Source organism: Pantoea sp. SGAir0430, from assembly GCF_043549295.1.
This window is the reverse complement of sequence record NZ_CP039427.1, coordinates 328,771-351,451: the sequence shown is the minus strand read 5'-3', so window position 1 is coordinate 351,451 and position 22,681 is coordinate 328,771. Positions and strand designations below refer to the sequence as shown.

Sequence of the window (22,681 nt, the reverse complement as noted above, 5' to 3'; positions counted from 1 at the left end):
CATCTAACAAGATTCCTTTAACTATTTCATCAAGTCGCTAACCATTCCTCAGACCGCAGTTAAATGAAAAATTGCTGAATGGCGCGGCGCGCGGCTGGATATCCCGGTTTACAGGCGACCCGATCAGCGCAAGCATTTAATGTTGATTCCTGCCATTTTAATAGATAATTAAACCAGTTTTAATAGTTAAAAATGCGTTTCGCGCCACTGAATCCGGCAAAGCCTGGCTATCGCGCCAAAACCCAGCGCTGCCCTTCTTTTGTTACGGTGAGAGGAGTAAATTGAGCAGGTTTGATTTTAGTGGCAGGTTAAAAGGACTCTGCCCATTAAGGCGGTAACGATGAATTTTCAAATTGATAAATCCGGCAAGCTGGAAAATGTCTGTTACGACATTCGTGGCCCGGTACTGAAAGAAGCTAAACGTCTCGAAGAAGAAGGCAACAAAGTTCTCAAACTCAACATCGGCAACCCTGCCCCGTTTGGTTTTGAAGCCCCTGATGAAATCCTGGTAGACGTGATTCGTAACCTGCCGAGCGCGCAAGGCTATTGCGACTCGAAAGGTCTCTATTCAGCACGTAAAGCCATCATGCAGCACTACCAGGCGCGCGACATGCGCGACGTTACGGTAGAAGATATCTATATTGGCAACGGTGTGTCTGAACTGATCGTGCAGGCGATGCAGGCGCTGCTCAATAGCGGCGATGAGATGCTGGTGCCCGCGCCAGATTATCCGCTGTGGACGGCGGCGGTTTCGCTGTCGAGCGGCAAAGCGGTGCACTATCTGTGCGACGAATCCGCGGGCTGGTTCCCGGATCTGGATGATATCCGCAGCAAAATCACGCCGCGTACCCGCGGGATCGTGATCATCAACCCCAACAACCCGACCGGTGCGGTGTACAGCAAAGAGCTGCTGCTGGAGATTGTGGAGATCGCCCGCCAGCATAACCTGATCATCTTCGCCGACGAGATCTACGACAAGATTCTGTATGACGAAGCCCAGCATCATTCGATTGCCGCGCTGGCACCGGATCTGCTGACCGTGACCTTCAACGGGCTGTCCAAAACCTACCGCGTGGCCGGTTTCCGCCAGGGCTGGATGGTACTGAACGGACCGAAGAAGCACGCCAAAGGCTATATCGAAGGTCTGGAGATGCTGGCCTCGATGCGTCTGTGCGCTAACGTGCCGGCGCAGCATGCCATTCAGACTGCGCTGGGCGGCTATCAAAGTATCAGCGAGTTTATCGCGCCGGGTGGACGGCTGTTCGAGCAGCGCCAGCGCGCCTGGGAACTGATCAACGATATTCCCGGCGTCAGCTGCGTGAAGCCGCAGGGCGCGCTGTATATGTTCCCGCGCATCGATGCGAAGAAATTCAACATCATGGACGACCAGAAAATGGTGCTGGATTTCCTGCTGCAGGAAAAAGTGCTGCTGGTGCAGGGCACCGCCTTTAACTGGCCGTGGCCGGATCACGTGCGCATCGTTACCCTGCCGCGCGTGGACGACCTTGAGATGGCCATCAACAAGTTTGGTCGCTTCCTGCAAGGCTATCGTCAGTAATCTGTGACGCGTATACTGTTTGACTTTCGGGGAGCCGCACAAGCTCCCCGCCGTGCAACAGGAACCGTCCATGACCCGTAGCCACTTTTTCGCCCACCTCTCCCGCCTGAAACTCATCAACCGCTGGCCGCTGATGCGCAATGTGCGCACGGAAAATGTCTCCGAGCACAGTCTGCAGGTCGCCATGGTGGCGCACGCGCTGGCCATCATTAAAAACAAAAAATTTAACGGCAATCTGAATGCCGATCGCATCGCCATGCTGGCGCTGTATCACGATGCCAGCGAAGTGCTGACCGGCGATCTGCCCACGCCGGTGAAGTACTACAACGCGCAGATTGCCCATGAATACAAGAAGATCGAAAAGATTGCGCAGCACAAGCTGATTGAGATGCTGCCACCTGAGTTGCAGGACGCGTATCGTCCGCTGCTGGATGAGCACCTGCATAGCGAGAGCGAGCAGGCGGTGGTGAAACAGGCTGATGCGCTGTGCGCCTACCTTAAGTGCCTTGAAGAACTGTCGGCCGGCAACAACGAGTTTCTGCTGGCCAAAGCCCGTCTGGAGAAGACGCTGGCGCAGCGGCGATCGCCGGAGATGGATTACTTCGTTGAAGTCTTCATCCCCAGCTTCAGCCTGTCGCTGGATGAAATTTCCCAGGATACGCCGCTGTAATCTGCGCCGCTCAGCGTGGGCTGTTTCAGGCGCGGAGCGTCACGCTGAAATAACCGTCCGGCTGTTTACTGATGTGCAGCGGCTGCAGATTTTCCACCTGCAGCGCCACTTCACTCAGGCGTGGCGCATCGGCTGGTGGATTGACCGCCACCACCGCGCTGCCTGCTTCCAGCCCGGCGATAATGCCCGCCGGTGCATCTTCCACCACCACGCATTCTGGCGCAGAAAGCCCGAGCCGCTCAGCGCCCAGCAAATAAGGTTCAGGATTGGGCTTACCGAATTTAATGTCCTCGGCGGTAATAAACACCTCCGGCAGCGGTAAACCGGCCGCTTTGTGACGGGCATGCGCCACCGGGATCGATCCCGAAGTCACAATCGCCCAGGGAATGTCGAGTGCGTTCAGGGTGGTCAGCAACGCGTGTGCACCGGCAATCGCCTGCACGCCTGCCGTGTCTTCTGCTTCCAGCTGCTCCAGCCAGCGAAATTCGGCCTGGATCGCTGCTTCAGACTGGCCCGCCATAAAGTGGCGCAGCGAGTTGATCGCCGGTTTGCCGTGAATGTAGTCCAGCACCTGCTGCGCAGCAAGGCCGTGGCGTGCGCCCCAGCGTGACCAGGCGCGATTCACGGCCGGCAGTGAATCCACCAGCGTCCCGTCTAAATCAAACAGAAACCCCCTGTACTTCACACGTTGCTCCTTATTCAGGCATTGAGGATTTGCGCGATCTCATTCTCGCTGAGGTGATACTGACGCGGACAAGTGTGCCACACCGCCAGCATGCGTTGGTATTTTTCCCACATCGGGGTTTGCGCATTGAAGCCGTGGGTGCCGGAATCGAAATGGGTATAGCGCCCTTCCACGTTAACCATAAAGCGTACGTAGCCGAGGTAACGCGCTTCGGTGGCCGCGTCGAAGCCGAGAAACGCCAGGCGACGCTCTTCAATGTTGCACGGCGCCTTGTGATTGGACCAGGAAACATGCAGCGCATGATGCATTTCCATAATGTCGATCAGCGTACGGCAGGTCGCCTCGCTCAGCTCGCCGAACTCTTTGTCCAGCTCGCGCAATTGCAGTCCATAGCCGCGTTCAATAATGGTCTGATAGCGGCGATAGCGCTCGGCGTTATCCGGCTCAAGCATCGCCATCATCTGGTATTGATTAGAAAGAATCAGTCGCTGTGCATGGGTCATTTCCATGGTTTACTCCCGGGCCGCAGGGCCGCTTAAGTTTTAAACAATGCAGAAATGATTACACAACGAAAGCGATGCGTGTATGTCCGCATCACTATTCTTTGATTTGAACCGGGATTGGGCGCAAATTCTCTGGCAGAGAAAAGCGCCAATTGATCAAAGATCGTCGAGGAAAGTACGGTCGAGCTGCTTAAAAGCACGCTTGAGCACATCCGCCAGCGCCTGGTAAGTCGGCTTGCCGTCGACGGGGGCGATGGCCTGTCCGGCCTCTTCCAGTTTGGCGCGCACTTCGTGGAACCAGTGCAGCAGCGTTGGCGGCAGCGGCGTGACGGAACGTTTACCCAGCCACCATAATCCCTGCATCGGCAGGCTACAGGCAAACAGCGCGGTGGCAATGGCTGGACCGAGCTGCCCGCCGAGCGCGATTTGCCACGTCAGCGTAAAAATGGCCAGCGGTGGCATAAAGCGAATCGCAAAGCGGGTTGCCGTCACCACACGGTTCTCAGGAAACACCGGCGCCAGACGTTTGTCGGCGGGCCAGGTTTTCATGTAGTGCTGGCCGCGCTGAAATAAGCCGAACCAGCCTGGATTGCCTGCGTCATTCGCCATGGTAGACCTCAACTATTACTACAACATTTAAAAAAATTTTATAACTACACAACTTTACGTGACATCCTTCAAAAGATTTTGTCTTTGCGGGTCACAGTGGGTATTCTGACGCCGTTTTTGCAACATTACCGGAAGCCGCAGCTCAATAAAAGAGCGCGCTGGAGCCATGTTTCGCTTCGTGGATTTCAAAAATCTGCGTAAAATTACCGAAATTTTTTGCGTGTCGTTTCTTTTTTGACTAGCGCATGATGTTAATCATTAATCTACCAGCTTTCATAGGCTACGCTGTTAGTCTGATTGCGTTATTTTTAGCCACTATTTAACAAAATAGGTACTTCCATGTCGACGAAGTTAGTACTGGTCCTCAACTGCGGCAGCTCCTCTCTTAAGTTTGCCATTCTCAATCCAGCCAGCGGTGACGAATACCTTTCCGGTCTGGCGGAGTGTTTCCACCTGCCGGAAGCGCGCATCAAGTGGAAACTGGACGGCAGCAAACAGGAAGCCCCGCTCGGCGCGGGCGCAGCGCACAGCGAAGCGCTGAACTTCATCGTTAAAACTATTCTGGCACAAAAACCAGAGCTTTCGGCACAAATCGCTGCAATCGGCCATCGTATCGTTCACGGCGGCGAGCAGCTGACGCAATCGGTGGTGATTGACGAGTCCGTCATTCAGGGCATCAAAGACGCGTCGTCCTTCGCGCCACTGCACAATCCGGCGCACCTGATCGGTATCGACGAAGCCATGAAAAACTTCCCGCACCTGTCGGATAAAAATGTCGCCGTTTTCGACACCGCCTTCCATCAGACTATGCCGGAAGAGTCCTATCTCTATGCCCTGCCGTACAACCTGTATAAAGAGCACGGCGTACGTCGTTACGGCGCGCATGGCACCAGTCACTACTATGTGACGCAGGAAGCCGCCAAAATGCTGAATAAGCCGGTCAGCGAGCTGAACATCATCACCTGCCATCTCGGCAACGGCGGTTCTGTTGCGGCCATCCGTAACGGCCAGTGCGTGGATACCTCAATGGGTCTGACGCCGCTGGAAGGCCTGGTGATGGGCACCCGCAGCGGTGACATCGATCCGGCTATCGTCTTCTTCCTGCACGATACGCTGGGCATGAGCGTGGATGCGATCAACAAACTGCTGACCAAAGAGTCCGGCCTGCTCGGCCTGACCGAAGTCACCAGCGACTGCCGTTACGTAGAAGATAACTATGCCACCAAAGACGATGCCAAACGCGCGATGGATGTGTTCTGTCACCGCCTGGCGAAGTACATCGGCAGCTACACCGCGCTGATGGAAGGCCGTCTGGATGCGGTAGTGTTTACCGGCGGTATCGGTGAAAACGCGGCGATGGTACGTGAGCTGGCGCTGGACAAACTGGGTCTGCTTGGCTTCGAGGTTGACCACGAGCGCAACCTGGCTGCACGCTTCGGCAAGTCCGGCTTCATCAATAAAGAAGGTACCCGCCCGGCGGTGGTGATTCCTACCAATGAAGAGTGGGTTATCGCCCAGGACGCCGCGCGCCTCACCGCGTAATGTTTCTCTCCGTCAGCTTCGGCTGACGGTGTTGTTTTTGACACCCTGTAACACCGCGAGGTTTCTATAGTGTCACGTACAATTATGCTTATTCCTACCGGCACCAGCGTCGGCCTGACCAGCGTCAGCCTTGGCGTGATTCGTGCCATGGAGCGCAAAGGCGTGCGCCTGAGCGTGTTCAAACCGATCGCCCAGCCGCGCGCTGGCGGCGATGCGCCAGACCAGACCACCACCATCATTCGCAAAAACTCCGCTATTCCGGCCGCGGTTCCGCTGCCAATGTCCCGCGTTGAGTCGCTGCTGGGTTCTAACCAGCAGGATGTGCTGATGGAAGAGATCATCGCCAACTACCACGCCAACGCCAAAGATGCGGAAGTGGTGCTGGTGGAAGGCCTGGTTCCGACGCGCAAACATCAGTTTGCCTCGGCGCTGAACTATGAAATTGCCAAAACGCTGAACGCAGAGATCGTCTTCGTTATGTCGCTGGGTAACGACTCACCGGCACAGCTGAAAGAGCGCATCGAACTGACGCAGAGCAGCTTCGGCGGCAGCAAAAACAAAAACATCACCGGCGTCATCATCAACAAACTCAACGCGCCAGTGGATGAGCAGGGCCGTACCCGTCCGGATCTGTCAGAAATTTTCGACGACTCCTCGAAAGCCAGCATCGCCAACATCGATCCTAAGCAACTGTTCGCCAACAGCCCGCTGCCGGTGCTGGGCTGCGTGCCGTGGAGCTTTGATCTGATCGCGACGCGCGCCATTGATATGTGCCGCCATCTCAACGCGGAGATCATTAACGAAGGTGAAATCCACACGCGTCGCGTCAAATCCGTCACCTTCTGCGCGCGCAGCATCCCGCATATGCTGGAGCACTTCCGTCCGGGCTCGCTGCTGGTGACCTCAGCCGACCGTCCTGACGTGCTGGTGGCGGCCTGTCTGGCGGCGATGAACGGCATCGAAATTGGTGCGGTGCTGCTGACCGGTGGCTATCAGATTGAAGCGCCGATCGCCCGTCTGTGCGAACGCGCCTTCCAGACCGGCCTGCCGGTGTTCATGGTAAAAACCAACACCTGGCAAACCTCGCTCAGCCTGCAGAGCTTCAATCTGGAAGTGCCGGCTGACGACACACAGCGCATTGAAAAAGTGCAGGAGTATGTGGCCGGCTTTATCAATGCTGACTGGGTTGAATCGCTGACCGCCACGTCCGAACGCAGCCGTCGTCTGTCACCGCCGGCATTCCGTTATCAGCTCACCGAGCTGGCGCGTAAAGCCGGCAAGCGCATTGTCCTGCCGGAAGGCGACGAACCGCGTACCGTTAAAGCGGCAGCGATTTGTGCCGAGCGCGGCATCGCCACCTGTGTGCTGCTGGGCAATCCGGATGAGATTCAGCGCGTGGCCGCAGCGCAGGGCGTTGAGCTCGGTAAAGGCATTGAAATTGTCGATCCGCAGGTGGTGCGTGACAACTACGTGCCGCGCCTGGTTGAGCTGCGTAAGAGCAAAGGCATGACCGAAGTGGTCGCGCAGGAGCAGCTGGAAGATAACGTGGTGCTGGGCACCATGATGCTGGAAAGCGGCGAAGTTGACGGTCTGGTCTCGGGCGCGGTTCACACCACCGCCAACACCATTCGTCCGCCGTTGCAGCTGATCAAAACCGCGCCGAACAGCTCGCTGGTCTCCTCGGTGTTCTTCATGCTGCTGCCAGAGCAGGTGCTGGTATACGGCGACTGCGCCATCAACCCGGATCCTAATCCGGAACAGCTGGCCGAGATCGCGATTCAGTCCGCCGACTCCGCCAAAGCCTTCGGCATCGATCCACGCGTAGCGATGATCTCCTACTCTACCGGTAACTCCGGTGCCGGTAGTGACGTAGAGAAAGTGCGTGAAGCAACGCGCATTGCGCAGGAAAAACGCCCGGATCTGGTAATCGATGGCCCGCTGCAGTACGACGCCGCGATCATGGAAGACGTCGCCAAGTCTAAAGCGCCGAACTCAGCGGTGGCCGGACGTGCGACGGTATTTATCTTCCCGGATCTCAACACCGGTAACACCACTTACAAAGCGGTGCAGCGTTCTGCCGACCTGATCTCCATCGGGCCGATGCTGCAGGGCATGCGCAAACCGGTTAACGACCTGTCACGCGGTGCGCTGGTCGATGATATCGTCTACACCATTGCGCTGACGGCGATTCAGTCGCAGCAGGCTGAAGGCTAATCCCCTTCCCCGCTCCGCATCAGCACGCCCGCCCGGGCGTGCTTTTTTTTATCCTGCGCCACAACCCTGCCCGTATAAACGCACTGGCAAAATCCCGCCTGCGCGCTAACACTGATTACACTCTCCCGCGACTTACGAGGTCAGCAATGAGCAACAGTGATGTGCACAGCCGTCGGTTACAGGCCACGCCGCGTGGTGTGGGCGTGATGTGTGATTTCTTTGCGGCGAAAGCCGAAAACGCCACGCTGTGGGACCAGCAGGGGCGCGAATATATTGATTTCGCCGCTGGCATTGCGGTGCTCAATACCGGCCACCGGCATCCCAAAGTGCTGGCGGCGGTACAGCAGCAGCTGACGTGCTTCACCCATACCGCGTTTCAAATCGTGCCGTATGAGAACTACATTCACCTTGCGGAGCGTCTGAATGCGCTGGTGCCGATTGAAGGCGCCGTGAAAACCACCTTCTTCTCTACCGGCGCCGAGGCGGTCGAGAACGCGGTTAAAATCGCGCGCGCAGCCACCGGCCGCCCGGGGATTATCGCCTTCAGCGGCGCGTTCCACGGTCGCACCAATATGACCATGGCGCTGACCGGCAAAGTTCTGCCTTACAAAACCGGCTTCGGCCCGTTTGCCAGCCCGGTGTTTCACGCGCGCTACCCCAATGCGCTGCATAACGTCAGCGTGCACGATGCGCTCGACAGTCTGGAGACGATTTTCCGCAGCGATATCGCGCCACAGCAGGTGGCGGCCATCATCTTTGAACCGGTTCAGGGCGAAGGCGGATTTTATGTCGCGCCGCCAGAGTTTGTGACGGCGCTGCGTCAGCTGTGCGATCGCCACGGCATCCTGCTGATCGCCGATGAAGTACAGAGCGGTTTTGCGCGCACCGGCAGGCTGTTTGCCAGCGAATATTATGAGGTGCAGCCGGATCTGATCACGCTGGCGAAAAGTCTGGCAGGCGGGTTTCCGCTGTCGGCGGTAAGCGGCCGGGCCGCGGTGATGGATGCACCGGAGCCGGGCGGTCTGGGCGGCACTTATGCTGGCCATCCGCCGGCAATTGCCGCCGCGCATGCGGTGCTGGATATTATCAGTGAGGAAAACTTGTGCGAGCGTGCGCAATGGCTCGGTACGCAGCTGGCGGAAGCGTTGAACGGCGCCGGATGCCGTGCGCTGGCCGAGGTACGCGGTTATGGCTCGATGATGGCGGCGGAATTCCATGACGCCAGCGGCCGGCCCTCGGCGGAGATCGCCAAAGCGATTCAGCAGCAGGCGCTGGCCGAAGGATTGATCCTGCTGACCTGCGGCGTGCACAGCAACGTGATCCGCTTTCTTTATCCGCTAACCATTCCGGACGCCCAGTTCAGCACAGCGCTGAATATTCTCACCCATATTCTCAGCCAGCATTAAACACAAAAGGCACCCTTAGGGTGCCTTAATGCGGAAGCGCAGGAATCAGGCTTCGCTGCTTTGCTTACTGCGCACCGCGTCACTGTTGCGGCTCAGCCACAGCGACAGGGCTTTGAGTGAATCATCGGTGAATTCATCACAGCGGGCGGTGATCTCTTCCGGCGTCATCCAGAACACTTCATCCACTTCCTCTTCCTGCATGGCAAACGGACCGTGCGACACGCAGCTGAACAGTCCACCCCATACGCGGCAGTGCTGATCTTCGAAGTAGAATTTGCCGTGCTCGGCGAACGGGACATCGGCGATGCCGAGCTCCTCTTCCGCTTCACGACGGGCGGATTCCAGCAGGTCTTCACCGCTTTGCACTACGCCGCCCGCAGTGGCATCCAGCATACCCGGCATGAAATCTTTGCTCTCGGTACGGCGTTGCACCAGAATCTTGCCCATGCCGTCGTGCACCACAATATAGGTAGCGCGATGGCGCAGACATTGCGCACGCATCTGCGCACGGCTGGCCTGCGCAATCACTTCGTTTTCTTCGCTAACGATATCCACCCACTCGATACCGTCACCTGCCGTTTGATCCACCATCCGGTAACCCTTTCTCTGTTTTCGGCGTGCCCAGCACGCGCCTGTTTGCGATGCTTTATTAGAATGAGCGCTAAGGTAAAGCGTTCTTTTCGTCGCCGCAAGGTTTTAGCGTGCTTTACCCGACTCGGCCAGCCACAGCTGCACCGAGGCGCGCTGCCACTGGAATTCTGCATAGTGCTGCAGCTTCACCGGCAGCGGATCGCCGTGCAGCGCCAGCCGGTTAATCATCACCGCCAGGTCGGTGTCGGCAATCGACCACTCGCCAAACAGGTTCTGTTGGCCGTCCGGCAGCAACCGCTGCACCGCGGCAATCAGTTTACTGGCGGCCTGTTCGCCAGCGGGCGTGAGCGGAGCAAAGCGTTCAGCAGCAAACAGCACTTCGGTAGGTCGCTCCGTGCGCAGCGCCAGTAAATCGCTGCGCAGCCACGCCTGCACTTCGCGCGCGTGAGCACGTTTTTCGCGATCGCGCGGATAGAGGCGCTCAAACTCCGGCGCCGGAAAACGCTCTTCGAGGTATTCGGCGATGGCCGAGGATTCATTCAGGCTGACATCATCAATTTGCAGCGTGGGCACACGGCAGGTCAGCGACAGGCCGCGGTATTCATCGTCAAGCTGTGCATTGCGCGACAGGTCAACGCGCCTGACCGTAAAGGGAATGCCCTTCTCGGTAAGCGCAACATAAACTGACATGGCATACGGGCTAAAAAAACAGGAATCGGACCACAACGTAATGGCGGGATAGTTCATCAGCTGCCTCGGCTAAGCGTCAGGTGTGCATCATGTTTACCGATTTTTGCCGGCTAAGGCAATGGCGCGCTGGTCCGATGTTTTGCCGCAGGACCAAGGCAAACTGGCGGTTTTTCACCATAAGCGTAAGCGCTGTCACGCCGCAGCGGCACTTCTCTTCTATGCTCAATTCAGAGCAGATAATTAATGACAGGGAGACTAAACATGCACCTGCTAATTACCGGTGGTACCGGCTTGATAGGTCGCCATTTAATTCCGCGCCTGCTGCAGCTGGGCCATCAGGTGAATGTGGTAACGCGTGACGTGGCGGCCGCGCGGGAAAAACTCGATGCGCGCGTGATGCTGTGGTCGGGCATTAACCAGCAGTCCGATCTCAATGCTATTGACGGCGTCATCAATCTGGCGGGAGAACCGATTGCCGACAAGCGCTGGACCGAGCAGCAAAAGCAGCGCCTGTGCGAAAGCCGCTGGCAAATCACTGAACAGATCGTCTCGCTGATCCACGCCAGCAGCAATCCGCCGCGCCTGTTGATTTCCGGCTCGGCCACCGGCTTTTATGGTGATACCGGCGATGTGGTGGTGACCGAGGACGATCCGGGCCACGAGGAGTTTACCCACACCCTGTGCGCCCGCTGGGAGCAGCTGGCGCTGAAGGCGCAAAGCGAGCGCACCCGCGTGTGCCTGCTGCGCACCGGCGTGGTGCTGGCGCGCGAGGGTGGCGCGCTGAGCAAAATGAAGCTGCCGTTCAAACTTGGCGTCGGCGGACCGATTGGCAGCGGCAAACAGTACCTGCCGTGGATCCACGTGGACGATCTGGTCAACGCCATCCTGTGGTTGATCGATAACGATCAGTTGCAGGGCCCGTTTAACATGGTGGCGCCTTACGCGGTGCGCAACGAGCAGTTCGCCGCCACGCTGGGCCAGGTGATGCATCGTCCGGCCTTTATGCGCACCCCGGCCAGCGCCATCAAACTGATGATGGGAGAATCCGCCGTGCTGGTGCTGGGCGGGCAGCACGTGCTGCCGAAGCGGCTGGAGGAGTCCGGCTTTGGTTTCCGCTGGTACGATTTGCAGGAAGCGCTGCAGGATGTCGCCGGCTGATGCATCTCCGCTCAGGCTTACCGCGGCGCCACGGCGGGCGTGTGGCAAAGCTGCTGCAGGAAACGCGCCGTTAACGGTCGGGCATCCTGCCTGCGCCAGACGGCATACAGCACGATCTCCAGCGCCAGATCGGGTAGCGGCATCAGCACAACGTTATCCGGAACGATGCGCGCCAGGCTGTGCTGGATCAGGGTGAAACCCAGCCCGGCTTCGACACAGGCAAGCGCCGCCAGCGGACCATTCACTTCAAAACGAATATCCGGCTGGAAGCCGGCGCGCTGGCAGGCTGCCAGCAATCGCGCCCGCGCGGCAGGGTTGAGATTTTCCTGGTCGGCAATCCACGCCCGGCCGTGCAAATCAGCCGCCACGGGTGCGGTCAGCGCACTGGACGCTGGCATCGCCAGCAGCACCGGTTCGGTCGCGATCTTCTTATGCACAAAATCCGCGTCGTCGTGCGGCAGCGTATGCACAATGGCAATATCGATCGCCCCCGCCTCTAACCGGGCAATTTGCTGTGCGGAACGTAACGCATGCAGCCGGACATCAATGCCCGCCCCCGGTGCCAGCCGTGCCAGCGCCGCGGGCAGCAGGCGCGAGTGAATAGCCGCCTCCACATATCCAATATCCAGCCGCCCGACGTCCCCCTGCTGCAGATGCTGCGCATACTCTTTTAACCGTTCGTGATGCTGCAAAAAGGGCGTCACCTCGGTGAGAAAGCGCTTACCCTCGTCCGTCAGGCGCAGACGTTTCTTTTCACGGTGAAACAGCACCATGCCCAGTTCGCTTTCCAGCTGCTGAATTTGCCGGCTAAGCGGTGACGGCGAAATATGTAACCGTTCCGCAGCCTGACCAATATGCTCCAGCGCCGCGACAGTGGCAAAGGCGCGCAAAATTTTTATGTCCATGACAATCCGGGTCTCAACTCTGTCAAAAATGACACTGGTCACCTTAACGGTGTTAGCGTCATTATCGCGCTGACAGCCACTGACGCAGCATTATCATCGCGCTAATCCGCCGCGAAAATTGCCGCGTTATTTTGTTTAACGTGAACGAGTAAATTAGCGCACAGAGATCATTATGAGCCAGGCAATATTTTCATACACCATCGGGAAATATCAGGTCAGCGCCATCAGCGATGGCACCATGCAAGCCAGTCTGAGTTTATTAACGGATATTCACCACGACGATGCGGTCGAACTGCAACGTCAGGCAGGCATAGCACAGCCGGGCGACATCCATGTGTTTTGTTATCTGATTCGCGGTCAGGGACGCGTGATTCTGGTGGATACCGGGATGGGAAAACGCGATGCGCAGAGCGGCAAATTACTGCCTCATCTGCAGCTGGCCGGGGTGACGCCGGACGACATCGATACCCTGTTATTAACCCATGCGCACCCCGATCATATTGGCGGCTTGCTGGACAGCGCGGGTCAGCCGGTCTTTCGCCATGCCCGGCTCTGCCTCAGCCACAGCGAAGCCGCCTTCTGGCAGGATGATGCGGCGATCAGCCAGCTGAGTGAACGCGCGCAGTTAAACGCGGCGCTGGTGCGGCGCACGCTGCAGGCTTATAGCCCGCGGCTGCAGCTGATGGCGGATGAGGAGATCAGCCCGGGAATCCGTGCGCTGGCGTTGCCCGGTCATACCCCGGGGCATTGCGGGTTTCGCATTGATTCAGACGGCGAGCGTTTATTGATTTGGGGTGATATTGTGCATTACCCGCCTGTTCAGCTGGCCTGCCCGCAGGTTTCCATTGCCTTCGATATCGATCCCGTCATGGCCAGAGAGACGCGCCAGCGTATTTTGCAGCAGGTGGCAGCGGAAAATACGGTGATTGCCGGTATGCATTTTGGCGCGTCTGGCTTTGCCAGAATCGTGGCGTTAGAGAACGGCGGTTATACGGCCAGCTATGTGTCAGCGTGTCACGATGGCGAAGCGGGTGAGCCATGACGGAATAACAGGCGGATTGACGGTGACAGTACACCTGACTCTCCGCCTGTTATCACTCACGCCTGTTTCGGCTGGCCGTTCGACGCCGTCAGACCGCCATCGACCGGCAGGTTAACGCCGGTGATATAACGCGCGTCGTCGCTGGCGATGAAAGCAATCGCGCTGGCGATATCTTCCGGTTCACCGGCGCGGCCCAGCGGAATACGGTCATAGAAGCGTGCGAGCAGCGCCTCATCGTTTTTCATCTCTTCGGTGAGATCGGTGAAGGTAAAGCCCGGGCAAACGGCGTTAACGCGCACGCCGTCGGTGCCATAATCCATCGCCAGCGCACGGGTAAAATTGGTCACCGCGCCCTTGGCGGCGTTGTAGACACTCATGCCCCAGTCGCCGCCCAGTCCGGATACCGACGAGGTATTCACCACGTTGCCTTTACTGTTGAGCAGCGCGGGCATAAAGAAGTGGGTGCAGTAAAATACACCGTCGAGGTCAGTGCTCATCAGCGATTTCCAGTCCGCTATCGACACTTCGTGAATTTTGCCCTGCACGATGCTGCCGGCGTTATTCACCAGCACATCCACGCGTCCATACTGCTGCTGCACTTGCTCTGCCAGCTGTTTAACCTGATCCGCATCGCCGACGTCGCAGGGTGCCACCAGATGCTTCTCGCCGCTCAGCGTGCTCAGCACCTGCTCCAGCTTGTCGCGGGTTCTGCCCACCAGCACCACCTGTGCGCCTTCACTGGCGAAACGCTGCGCCGCTGCGGCACCAATGCCGGATCCGGCTCCGGTAATCACCACCACTTTCTCTGCAAAGCGCGACATATTTCCTCCTGGTTATTTCGTGGTTGAAACGGTTAAGCCTGGCAGCCAGCGCGCTGAGTTCAAGCGAAGCCTGCAGATTTAACGTGGCGCTTAGTTCAGAAAAAAACCGGCGGATTATCAAATAGTGCACTTTTTTGTACGGTTATTGGTCGTCACCACCCAGCCCGTCTACAGTTAACATTCGCCATAAAAATTTACAAAAACTGAAGATTCCGGACCGCTGTGCCGCCGCGCACGCCGGCCGGTTACGCCTTATCTTGTTACTCTGTCTGGAAGCGATGATGAAAAAACGAGCCAAAACCCTGCCCGGTGTCACACGACGCCAGGTGCTGACCTGGTCGACGCTGGGCGTTGCCGCTGGCGTCACCCGCGCCGCCGATGCTGTCTCCCTCAAGGGCGCTCCCGGCTGGACACCCTTCGCCGATAACCCACCGGAACAGTTCCAGGCTCAGGGCTGGCTGTTCTTCACCGAAGAAGAAGCGCGCACCGTGGAGGCCATGGTTGAGCGCATTATCCCGGCGGACGAGCTGAGCGTGGGCGGCAAAGAAGCCGGCTGCGCTGTCTTTATCGACCGCCAGCTGCACGGCTTTTATGGCACCTTCGAACGTCTCTACATGCAGGGCCCGTTTCAGCAGGGCACCACCGAGCAGGGCGACCAGTCGCCGCTGGTGCCGCAGCAGCGCTATCGCCAGGGGCTGGCGGCGCTCAACCGCTACGTGCAGCAAACCTCGCAAAAGAACTTTGTCGATCTGACGCCAGCGCAGCAGGACGCGCTGCTGGCAGACATGGAAGCCGGTAAGGTGCATTTCAGCGGCTTTGATGCGCAGTCGCTGTTTCTCGAGGTGCTGAACAACACCATGGAAGGTTTCTTTGCCGATCCGATCTACGGCGGCAACAAAGACATGGTGTCGTGGAAGATGCTGGGCTTTCCCGGCGCGCGCTACGACTATCGCGAATACATTGAGCGCCATAACGAAAATCTGGGCTTAGAGCCGATCAGCATTGCGCAATGGAAAGCACGGGGATAGATGATGAAGAAATTACCGAAAACCGATGTGGTGGTGATTGGTCTCGGCTGGGCCGGATCGATTATCGCCAATGAACTGGCCGACGAAGGCCTGGAAGTGATCGGCATTGAGCGCGGCCCGTGGCGCGACACCGCGCGCGACTTCAATATTGGCACCGTCACCGACGAGCTGCGCTACGTGATGCGCGAAGAGCTGATGCTACGTACGCGGCAGAACACCTGCACCATGCGCAACAATCCGTCGCAAACCGCCCTGCCGATGCGCACCTGGGGCTCGTTCCATCCGGGCAACGGCACCGGCGGCGCGGGCAATCACTGGGCCGGCATTACCTTTCGCTTTCAGCCGGAAGAGTTTCGCCTGAAAAGCCACCTGACCGAACGCTACGGCGCCAGTGCCATTCCGGATGAGCTGGTGCTGCAGGACTGGGGCACCAGCTGGGAAGAGATGGAGCCGCACTACATGCAGTTTGAGCGCGTGGCCGGCACCTCGGGTTACGCCGGCAATATTCAGGGAGAGAAACGGGCGGGCGGCAATCCGTTCGAAGGTGCGCGGTCGGCCGACTATCCGACGCCGCCGCTGCGCCAGCCCTATGGTCCGACGCTGTTTGCCGAAGCAGCAAAAAATCTCGGCTACCAGCCCTTTCCGGTGCCCTCCTCGCTGGTCTCCGAGGCGTACACCAATCCCTATGGCGTCACCATGGGTCCCTGCACCTTCTGCGGCTTCTGCACCAACTACGGCTGTGCCAACTACTCGAAAGCCAGCGCCATCACCACCGTGCTGCCGGCGCTGATGCGCAAAGAGAACTTTACCGCGTACACCAACTGCGAAGTGCTGGAAGTGCTGACCGATGCCAGCGGCAAACAGGCCACCGGCGTCACCTACATTGATTCCTCCGGCGATAAGTGGGAACAGCCAGCCGATCTGGTGATCGTCGCCGCCTTTACCTTTGAAAACGTGCGCCTGATGCTGCTCTCCGGCATTGGCCAGGCTTATGATCCGGTCACCAATAAAGGCACCACCGGTCGCAATTACGCCTACCAGACCGCCAACGGCGTCACGCTGTTTTTTGACAACAAAAACTTTAACCCGTTTATCGGTGCCGGCGCGGTGGGCATGGGCATTGATGAATTCAATAATGATAATTTTGACCACAGCGGTCTGGGCTTCTTCGGCGGCGGCAGCATCCGCGTGACGCCCATCGGCTCGGCACCGATTGGCTACCGGCCGCTGCCGCCCAACACGCCCAAATGGGGCTCGAAGTGGAAACGCGCGCTGAAAGATAACTACCTCAGCACCATGTCGATTGGCTGCGAGGCCAGCAGCTACACCACGCGCACCAACTATCTGTCGCTCGATCCCAACTACAAAGATCCGCATGGCAGACCGCTGCTGCGCATTACCTTCGACTTTGCGGCGAACGATCTGAAAATGGCGCAGTACTGCACGGGTAAAGTGGCGGAAATCGCTAAATCGATGAACCCGCGCGAGATGATTGTCAAACCGATGACCGGCCACTGGAGCAGCGTGCCGTATCAGTCGTCGCACGTGGTTGGCGGCTTTATCATGGGCAGCGATCCCTCAACCAGCTCGGTCAATAAACATCTGCAGGTGTGGGATGTACCGAACCTGTTCGTGGTGGGCGCGTCAGCCTTTCCGCAAAACCCGGGCTATAACCCGACCGGCACCGTCGGCGCGCTGGCATTCAAAGCGGCGCATGCGATTCGTCACTACTATCTGCAACGTCCCGGGGAGATGATTACCGCATGAAAACACGCCTCTCTCTGTGCGCTGCCGCGCTGCTGCTCACCAGCTTTGTGTCTCACGCCCAGCCGGAATACGATCAGTACGCGCGCGGCAGCTATATCGCCACGCTGGCGGACTGTACCGCCTGCCACACCGCCGATCCGCAGCAGCCGTTTGCCGGGGGCGTCAGGTTGCAGACGCCGTTTGGTACGCTGGTCGGCGCTAATATCACGCCGGACCGCGAAACCGGCATCGGCAACTGGCGCTATGAAGATTTCCGCCGCGCGATGACCGAGGGCATCGGCCACGGCGGCAAGCGTCTGTACGGCGCGATGCCGTTCACCGCGTACACCAAAATGTCGGATAAGGATCTGCAGGATTTGTGGGCATGGATGCAGACGCTGCAGCCGATACACAACCCGGTCGAGACCAATCAGCTGCCCTTCCCTTTCAACATCCGCACCAGCCTGATGGTGTGGAACTGGATCAACTTTGACCAGGGCACGTTCCAGCCGGACGCCCGTCAATCCGCCCAGTGGAATCGCGGTGCGTATCTGGTGCAGGGCGCGGGCCACTGCGGCACCTGCCACACGCCGAAAAACCTGCTCGGCGGCGATAAAAATGGCGCGTTTCTGCGCGGTGAAGTGGTCGAAGGCTGGATGGCGCCGGACATCACCGCGAACCCGCACAGCGGGCTGGGCAAATGGAGCCAGCAGGATATCGTCAGCTACCTGCGTACCGGCGTGAACCGTTTCGATATCGCTTCCGGTCCAATGGCCGACGCGGTGCGTCACTCCACGCAGCACTGGCGCGATGAAGATCTGCAGGCGGTGGCGGTGTACCTGAAAAGCGGTGAATCGCGTGATGAGCAAGCGCCCGCCGCACTTGCCGCGACGGACGATCGCATGAAGCTGGGCGCGCAAATCTATGCGGCGATGTGTTCAGCCTGCCACAGCCCGGGCGGTCGCGGTGAGAAGAATATCTTCCCGCAGCTGGCGGACAATCCGTTGCTCAATCAGGATGATGCCACCTCGCTGATTCGGGTGGTCGCCGCCGGCAGTCGCGGTGTCGATACCGATGCCCGCCCCACGGCACCGGCAATGCCGGCCTTTGCCGGCACGCTGGGTGATGAGGAGATCGCCGCGGTGGTGAGCTACATCCGCAACAGCTGGGGAAATGCCGCCGCACCGGTCAGCGCTGACGACGTGAAGAAAGTGAAACAGAAGCTGGAATAGCGCCGTGTCAGCACCGGCAGCGGCGGCTGCCGGTGCGACAGGCTCAGCTTTAGCTGCGCTGCTGCACCACCGACGACTTCACTGCTGACGCCTCTCGCGTGTGTCCCGGCTGCGGCACGCGAATGATAAAGGTCAGCACGCCGGCGAACAGGTAGAGCGCGGTATAGGCCCACACCACCCCGACGATATCGAAGAACGGCAGCAGCAGTGAAGCAATCGCCGGGGCAACAAAGTTACTCAGCCCGGCCGACAGATTGTAAATCGATACCGCTGCGCCCTTATGATGCGGTTCCAGCGTCGGGAACACCGCGGTCATTGGCACAAAGGCAGCGACAAAGATCCCCAGCATGATCGCCGGAATCAGCGCCACCCAGAAATTATGCCCGGCATACAGCGGCAGGTAGTAAAACGCCAGGCTGGAGATCGCCATACCGAGACAGCCGAACCAGCGCACCTGACGGATCCAGCCCAGCTTCTCACCGGTAATGCCCCAGAAAATATTGGTAAAGATAGTGACGAAGAAGAACACCGCCCAAATCTGCAGCCATTCGGAGATGGTAAAGCCGAGCCGATCGACAAACAGCAGCGGCATGATGATGGCAAATCCGAACAGCGACAGCGTATTGATGATGCGGATCAGGCAGGCATAAAACACATGCTGGTTGGTGAACAGAATGGTTACGGCACGCGACATCTCCGTCATCTTATCGCGCAGCGGCAGATTAACGCGTGAACGATCCACCGGCACGTTGCGCAGGCTGAAGTAGGCCAGCACACCGCCGCACGCCACCCAGACAATCGCCAGCCATAAGGTGCCGGTTTCGCCCAGCATCGGGATGGTCAGGCTCGGCAGATAGCTGCCCACCACGCCAATCCCCACGGAGTACATCGCCCAGAACCAGCCGGTGGCGGCGGCCAGCTTGTCACGCGGCAGCACCTGCACCAGCATCATCATGAACGAGTAGATAAACAGCGGATAGGCCAGGCCGCGAATGCCGTAGAACAGCACCATCAGCGGATAGTTACGCAGCCCGAGCCCCAGCGACATAAACAGCGCATGCATGACGATCCACAGCACAAAGCCAATCATCATGGCGCGCTGCGGCGTAATCAGCTCCGCCACCACGCCGGAGGCCCACGCCGCCAGCGCGGCGGCCAGACCATAAAACGTAAACACCACCGCCGACTGGGCCGGCGAAAAGCCCATGTCAGTGATGTGGCGCGACAGGAACGCCATTTCGAAGCCGTCGCCGGCCATGAAAATGGCGATGGCCATAAAGCCCCAGAACATCTTTTTCGGTAAGCCAAACCAGTATGCGTTCGATTGCATGACAATCTTCCTTCCGTTCGCTAATCCGATCAGGCAGGCAGCAACGCGCGCGCCTGCTGTTGTTGTACATAGAGTTCACGGAACAGGCGCAGCCGCTGCTGCAGCACGGCCCCGCGCGCCGCATCGGGCTGATAGCGCGCCTGCACCGGCGGCTTCAGGCACACGTCGGCTTCACTGCCGCCGTCGGCCAGCCACGCCAGTCGCGCCGCACCCAGCGCGCCGGAGGCGCTGGCCGGATGGGTCACTATCGGCAGCTGCAGCACGTCGGCAATCAGCTGCGCCCACAGCGTGCTGCGCGCACCGCCGCCGGTCAGGCTGCACTGCTGAATCTGCTGCTGCGTATCGCCCAGCACCGCCAGACCATCCGCCAGGCCAAACGCCACGCCCTCAATCACCGCATAGCCGAGCAGCGCGCGCGGCGTTTCGTGGCGTAAATGGAAAAATGCCCCGGTCGCCTGCGGATCGTTATGCGGCGTGCGTTCGCCGGAGAGATACGGCAGAAACAGCGGTGCCTGACGCAGCTGTTCCGCGCTGAGCTGTGCCATCTCGTCCATCAGCTGGCTTTCGGTGACCGACAGCAGATTGCACAGCCAGCGCAGACAGCTGGCGGCGCTGAGCATCACGCTCATCTGGTGCCAGCGTCCCGGCAGCGCATGGCAGAAAGCGTGCACGCCGGATTGCGGATCGGCGCGCAGCCGATCGTTAACCACAAAAATCACGCCCGACGTGCCGAGCGAGATAAAGGCATCGCCCGCATTAACCGCACCGACGCCCACCGCCGACGCGGCATTATCACCGCCGCCGCCGGCCACGCTCACCGTGGCGGCTAAGCCCCATTCGCTGGCCAGATCGGCGCGCAGCGTGGCGCTGACCGCGCTGCCCTCAACCAGTTCGGGCATCTGCGCGCGCGTCAGCCCGCTAATTGCCAGCAGTGCGTCAGACCAGTCGCGCTGCGCCACGTCGAGCCACAGCGTACCGGCGGCGTCCGACGGCTCGCTGACAAAGCGCCCGGTCAGACGCCAGCGCAGGTAATCCTTCGGCAGCAACACCTTGTCGATGCGGCGGAAGATTTCGGGCTCATGTTCCGCCACCCAGTGCAGTTTCGGCGCGGTAAAGCCGGGCATAATCAGGTTGGCGGCGATTTCCATCATCTGCGGATGCTGCTGGCGCAGCGCATCACACTGCGCCGCGCTGCGCGTGTCGTTCCACAATATGCACGGCCGCAGCACCTCACCGGCGGCATCCAGCAGCACGGCGCCGTGCATCTGACCGGAGAGACCGATGGCGCGAATCGCGGCCCACGCGTCCGGCGCCTGCTGGCGCAGCCCGGCGATCGCCTGACCACACGCCTGCCACCAGCGCTCGGGATCCTGCTCCGCCCAGTGCGGATGCGGGCGCTGCACGCTGAGCGTGGCGTGATTCGACGCCACAATCTCGCCCTGCGGGTTAACGATCAGCGCTTTGAGTTCAGAGGTGCCAATATCAATGCCGAGATACATGCTGTGCGCTCCTTACACCGTCGCCGGCTGCAGCAGTTGCTGCTCAATGGCGTCTACGCTGCGCGTCACCAGCGCATGAAAAGCGCGGTCATCGGCCAGTTCGGCAAACAGCGCGCGGTCGCTGAGGAAGGTTTGTAGCGCATTCTCGCCGCTCAGCTGCTGGCGCAGCGCGTCAGCATTGAGCACGCCATCCTGATACGCATACGGCAGCTGGTTGCTGGCCCAGCGTTGCAGGAACAGGTAGAACAGCGCCGGCAGCACGGCGGTAGCGGTCGGTTCTGCGCCGCGCTGATAGCATTCGCGCAGCGTCGGCGTCACCATGCCGGGGATTTTCGATAGCCCATCGGCACCAACGCGCTGGTTGGTATCTTTGATATAGGGATTGCTAAAGCGCGCCAGCACCACGTCGCGATAATCCGCCAGATCGAGCGGGCTGGGCGACAGCGACGGGATCACGTCCTGCGTGATGTAGTCATACGCCAGCTGATAAATCGCAGGCTGACGCGTGCTGTCATCAATGTAGTCATGGCCGGTGAGCGTGCCGGCCCAGGCAATCGCTGCGTGCGTGGCATTGAGAATGCGGATTTTCGCCTCTTCCCACGGCAGCACCGACGCCACCAGCTCCACGCCCACCTTTTCCAGCGCCGGGCGTCCGGCGATGAAATCATCCTCAATCACCCACTGGATAAACGATTCCGCCATCACCGCCGCGCCATCGTCTTTGCCGGTGGCCGCTTTGACGCGTTCGGCGACATCCGGCGTGGGGCGCGGCGTGATGCGATCCACCATGGTGTTTGGCGAAGTGGTGTTATCGCGCACCCAGCTGGCCAGCGCACTGTCGCCCTGCGCGGCGAGAAACGCCAGCATGCCGTGACGAAAACGTTCGCCGTTGTGACGCAGGTTGTCGCAGTTGAGCAGCGTGACCGGCGCACCGCCGCTGGCCACGCGCTGGCGCAGAATGCGGGTCAGCGCGCCGTAAATAGTGCGCGCCTCACCACGGAGATCGGCCTGGATATCCGCCTGGCTGAGATCGAGCTCATGCGCCGGCGTCAGGTAATAACCGGCTTCGGTCACGGTAAAACCGATCACTTTTGTCTCAGCGCTGGCGCCCTGTGCCACCAGCGCACTGATCTCCGCGTCCCACGGCAGAATGGTGCGCAGCGAAGTGATGGTTTCATACGCGCGCTCGCCCTCCGGCGTCACGGTTTCCAGCACGTACTCGCCGTTTTGCGCCTGCAGCTGGTTGAGCAGCGCTACCGCATCGCCGCGGATGTTGCCGAGCGCGATGCTCCAGCTGTCATCGCCCTGCTGGCGCAGCTGGTGCAGATACCACGCCTGATGCGCGCGGTGAAAAGAGCCTGCGCCGATATGCATCCACACTGATTTCGTCGTCATAGTCGCCTCGAAATAAACATTTGCCACAATTGAGGGCATTTGCCCGATGAGGCGTAG

At 59.3% G+C, this 22,681-nt stretch carries 20 protein-coding genes; 10 read left to right on the top strand and 10 right to left on the bottom strand.

Translation table 11 applies throughout. From position 1 onward, the window contains the following. Positions 1-340: 340 nt before the first annotated feature. Entirely contained in the window at positions 341-1,558 is a 1,218-nt protein-coding gene (locus tag E7738_RS01770; protein WP_021509208.1) for a pyridoxal phosphate-dependent aminotransferase, read from the top strand. A 70-nt stretch (positions 1,559-1,628) separates the two neighbouring features. Further along, positions 1,629-2,228: a 5'-deoxynucleotidase gene (yfbR, locus tag E7738_RS01765; RefSeq protein ID WP_021509207.1), complete on the top strand. Its 600-nt coding sequence runs from the start codon at positions 1,629-1,631 to the stop codon at positions 2,226-2,228. Positions 2,229-2,253: 25 nt separating this feature from the next. Here the strand turns inward: yfbR and E7738_RS01760 are convergent, their stop codons facing one another. From E7738_RS01760 to yfbV, 3 genes are all read right to left on the bottom strand, one after another. Further along, on the bottom strand, positions 2,254-2,913 hold the full coding sequence (locus E7738_RS01760; RefSeq protein ID WP_152390633.1) for a sugar phosphatase: 660 nt from the start codon (positions 2,911-2,913) through the stop codon (positions 2,254-2,256). Between the two features lie 14 nt (positions 2,914-2,927). Continuing rightward, entirely contained in the window at positions 2,928-3,422 is a 495-nt protein-coding gene (locus E7738_RS01755) for a YfbU family protein (RefSeq protein ID WP_021509205.1), read from the bottom strand. Between the two features lie 150 nt (positions 3,423-3,572). Beyond that, the gene (gene yfbV, locus E7738_RS01750; RefSeq protein ID WP_021509204.1) at positions 3,573-4,025 is read right to left on the bottom strand and encodes a terminus macrodomain insulation protein YfbV; all 453 of its coding nucleotides are present in this window, start codon (positions 4,023-4,025) and stop codon (positions 3,573-3,575) included. Positions 4,026-4,364: 339 nt separating this feature from the next. Here yfbV and ackA point away from each other — a divergent pair, with 339 nt between their 5' ends. The 3 genes from ackA to E7738_RS01735 all read left to right on the top strand — a co-directional run bounded on the left by ackA (position 4,365) and on the right by E7738_RS01735 (position 9,187). After that, positions 4,365-5,567, top strand: a complete 1,203-nt coding sequence (ackA, locus tag E7738_RS01745) for an acetate kinase (protein WP_021509203.1) — start codon at positions 4,365-4,367, stop codon at positions 5,565-5,567. Between the two features lie 69 nt (positions 5,568-5,636). Further along, positions 5,637-7,781: a phosphate acetyltransferase gene (gene pta / locus E7738_RS01740; protein WP_176428128.1), complete on the top strand. Its 2,145-nt coding sequence runs from the start codon at positions 5,637-5,639 to the stop codon at positions 7,779-7,781. 146 nt (positions 7,782-7,927) lie between these two features. After that, positions 7,928-9,187 (top strand): 4-aminobutyrate--2-oxoglutarate transaminase, encoded by a 1,260-nt coding sequence (locus E7738_RS01735; protein WP_372772175.1) that lies wholly within the window; start codon positions 7,928-7,930, stop codon positions 9,185-9,187. Between the two features lie 45 nt (positions 9,188-9,232). Here the strand turns inward: E7738_RS01735 and yfcD are convergent, their stop codons facing one another. Both yfcD and yfcF read right to left on the bottom strand, forming a co-directional pair. Then, complete coding sequence (yfcD, locus tag E7738_RS01730; protein WP_021509200.1) at positions 9,233-9,778, bottom strand: NUDIX hydrolase YfcD; 546 nt, start codon at positions 9,776-9,778, stop codon at positions 9,233-9,235. Between the two features lie 105 nt (positions 9,779-9,883). Beyond that, positions 9,884-10,525 carry a glutathione transferase gene (gene yfcF / locus E7738_RS01725; protein WP_021509199.1) on the bottom strand — a complete coding sequence of 214 codons (642 nt, stop codon included), beginning with the start codon at positions 10,523-10,525 and terminating at the stop codon, positions 9,884-9,886. Positions 10,526-10,729: 204 nt separating this feature from the next. On the opposite strand from yfcF, the gene E7738_RS01720 reads away from it, so the two are divergent. Further along, positions 10,730-11,626: a TIGR01777 family oxidoreductase gene (locus E7738_RS01720; protein WP_021509198.1), complete on the top strand. Its 897-nt coding sequence runs from the start codon at positions 10,730-10,732 to the stop codon at positions 11,624-11,626. A gap of 17 nt (positions 11,627-11,643) precedes the next feature. Here the strand turns inward: E7738_RS01720 and E7738_RS01715 are convergent, their stop codons facing one another. Further along, positions 11,644-12,531 carry a LysR family transcriptional regulator gene (locus tag E7738_RS01715; protein WP_058775816.1) on the bottom strand — a complete coding sequence of 296 codons (888 nt, stop codon included), beginning with the start codon at positions 12,529-12,531 and terminating at the stop codon, positions 11,644-11,646. 172 nt (positions 12,532-12,703) lie between these two features. Here E7738_RS01715 and E7738_RS01710 point away from each other — a divergent pair, with 172 nt between their 5' ends. Then, entirely contained in the window at positions 12,704-13,573 is an 870-nt protein-coding gene (locus tag E7738_RS01710; RefSeq protein WP_394516031.1) for an MBL fold metallo-hydrolase, read from the top strand. 56 nt (positions 13,574-13,629) lie between these two features. Here E7738_RS01710 and E7738_RS01705 read toward each other — a convergent pair whose 3' ends face one another. Next, positions 13,630-14,394, bottom strand: coding sequence for a meso-2,3-butanediol dehydrogenase (locus E7738_RS01705; protein WP_021509195.1), 765 nt, complete (start codon positions 14,392-14,394; stop codon positions 13,630-13,632). Between the two features lie 278 nt (positions 14,395-14,672). Between E7738_RS01705 and E7738_RS01700 the strand changes: the two genes are divergently transcribed. The 3 genes from E7738_RS01700 to E7738_RS01690 are packed head-to-tail and all read left to right on the top strand — an operon-like array spanning position 14,673 to position 18,400. Then, entirely contained in the window at positions 14,673-15,422 is a 750-nt protein-coding gene (locus E7738_RS01700; RefSeq protein ID WP_236569506.1) for a gluconate 2-dehydrogenase subunit 3 family protein, read from the top strand. Continuing rightward, positions 15,423-17,189, top strand: coding sequence for a GMC family oxidoreductase (locus E7738_RS01695; RefSeq protein WP_104188552.1), 1,767 nt, complete (start codon positions 15,423-15,425; stop codon positions 17,187-17,189). Further along, on the top strand, positions 17,186-18,400 hold the full coding sequence (locus tag E7738_RS01690; protein WP_394516030.1) for a c-type cytochrome: 1,215 nt from the start codon (positions 17,186-17,188) through the stop codon (positions 18,398-18,400). The genes E7738_RS01695 and E7738_RS01690 overlap by 4 nt, the downstream gene beginning before the upstream one ends. Before the next feature lie 49 nt (positions 18,401-18,449). On the opposite strand, the gene E7738_RS01685 is transcribed toward E7738_RS01690, so the two are convergent. The 3 genes from E7738_RS01685 to dalD are packed head-to-tail and all read right to left on the bottom strand — an operon-like array spanning position 18,450 to position 22,624. Next, positions 18,450-19,730: an MFS transporter gene (locus E7738_RS01685; RefSeq protein ID WP_288422057.1), complete on the bottom strand. Its 1,281-nt coding sequence runs from the start codon at positions 19,728-19,730 to the stop codon at positions 18,450-18,452. A gap of 29 nt (positions 19,731-19,759) precedes the next feature. After that, on the bottom strand, positions 19,760-21,229 hold the full coding sequence (xylB, locus tag E7738_RS01680) for a xylulokinase (protein ID WP_104093065.1): 1,470 nt from the start codon (positions 21,227-21,229) through the stop codon (positions 19,760-19,762). A gap of 12 nt (positions 21,230-21,241) precedes the next feature. Continuing rightward, positions 21,242-22,624, bottom strand: coding sequence for a D-arabinitol 4-dehydrogenase (gene dalD / locus E7738_RS01675; protein ID WP_031280035.1), 1,383 nt, complete (start codon positions 22,622-22,624; stop codon positions 21,242-21,244). Between the last annotated feature and the right edge of the window lie 57 nt (positions 22,625-22,681).

Excerpts from the sequence above, each read along its gene's own strand:
- E7738_RS01700 (WP_236569506.1), top strand. The coding sequence starts at position 14,673 with ATGATGAAAAAACGAGCCAAAACCCTGCCCGGTGTCACACGACGCCAG.
- E7738_RS01715 (WP_058775816.1), bottom strand. The coding sequence starts at position 12,531 with ATGGACATAAAAATTTTGCGCGCCTTTGCCACTGTCGCGGCGCTGGAG.
- E7738_RS01690 (WP_394516030.1), top strand. The coding sequence starts at position 17,186 with ATGAAAACACGCCTCTCTCTGTGCGCTGCCGCGCTGCTGCTCACCAGC.
- E7738_RS01705 (WP_021509195.1), bottom strand. The coding sequence starts at position 14,394 with ATGTCGCGCTTTGCAGAGAAAGTGGTGGTGATTACCGGAGCCGGATCC.
- E7738_RS01735 (WP_372772175.1), top strand. The coding sequence starts at position 7,928 with ATGAGCAACAGTGATGTGCACAGCCGTCGGTTACAGGCCACGCCGCGT.
- ackA (WP_021509203.1), top strand. The coding sequence starts at position 4,365 with ATGTCGACGAAGTTAGTACTGGTCCTCAACTGCGGCAGCTCCTCTCTT.
- E7738_RS01755 (WP_021509205.1), bottom strand. The coding sequence starts at position 3,422 with ATGGAAATGACCCATGCACAGCGACTGATTCTTTCTAATCAATACCAG.
- xylB (WP_104093065.1), bottom strand. The coding sequence starts at position 21,229 with ATGTATCTCGGCATTGATATTGGCACCTCTGAACTCAAAGCGCTGATC.
- E7738_RS01695 (WP_104188552.1), top strand. The coding sequence starts at position 15,423 with ATGATGAAGAAATTACCGAAAACCGATGTGGTGGTGATTGGTCTCGGC.
- yfbR (WP_021509207.1), top strand. The coding sequence starts at position 1,629 with ATGACCCGTAGCCACTTTTTCGCCCACCTCTCCCGCCTGAAACTCATC.
- E7738_RS01770 (WP_021509208.1), top strand. The coding sequence starts at position 341 with ATGAATTTTCAAATTGATAAATCCGGCAAGCTGGAAAATGTCTGTTAC.
- E7738_RS01720 (WP_021509198.1), top strand. The coding sequence starts at position 10,730 with ATGCACCTGCTAATTACCGGTGGTACCGGCTTGATAGGTCGCCATTTA.
- yfcD (WP_021509200.1), bottom strand. The coding sequence starts at position 9,778 with ATGGTGGATCAAACGGCAGGTGACGGTATCGAGTGGGTGGATATCGTT.
- yfcF (WP_021509199.1), bottom strand. The coding sequence starts at position 10,525 with ATGAACTATCCCGCCATTACGTTGTGGTCCGATTCCTGTTTTTTTAGC.
- E7738_RS01685 (WP_288422057.1), bottom strand. The coding sequence starts at position 19,730 with ATGCAATCGAACGCATACTGGTTTGGCTTACCGAAAAAGATGTTCTGG.
- yfbV (WP_021509204.1), bottom strand. The coding sequence starts at position 4,025 with ATGGCGAATGACGCAGGCAATCCAGGCTGGTTCGGCTTATTTCAGCGC.
- E7738_RS01710 (WP_394516031.1), top strand. The coding sequence starts at position 12,704 with ATGAGCCAGGCAATATTTTCATACACCATCGGGAAATATCAGGTCAGC.
- dalD (WP_031280035.1), bottom strand. The coding sequence starts at position 22,624 with ATGACGACGAAATCAGTGTGGATGCATATCGGCGCAGGCTCTTTTCAC.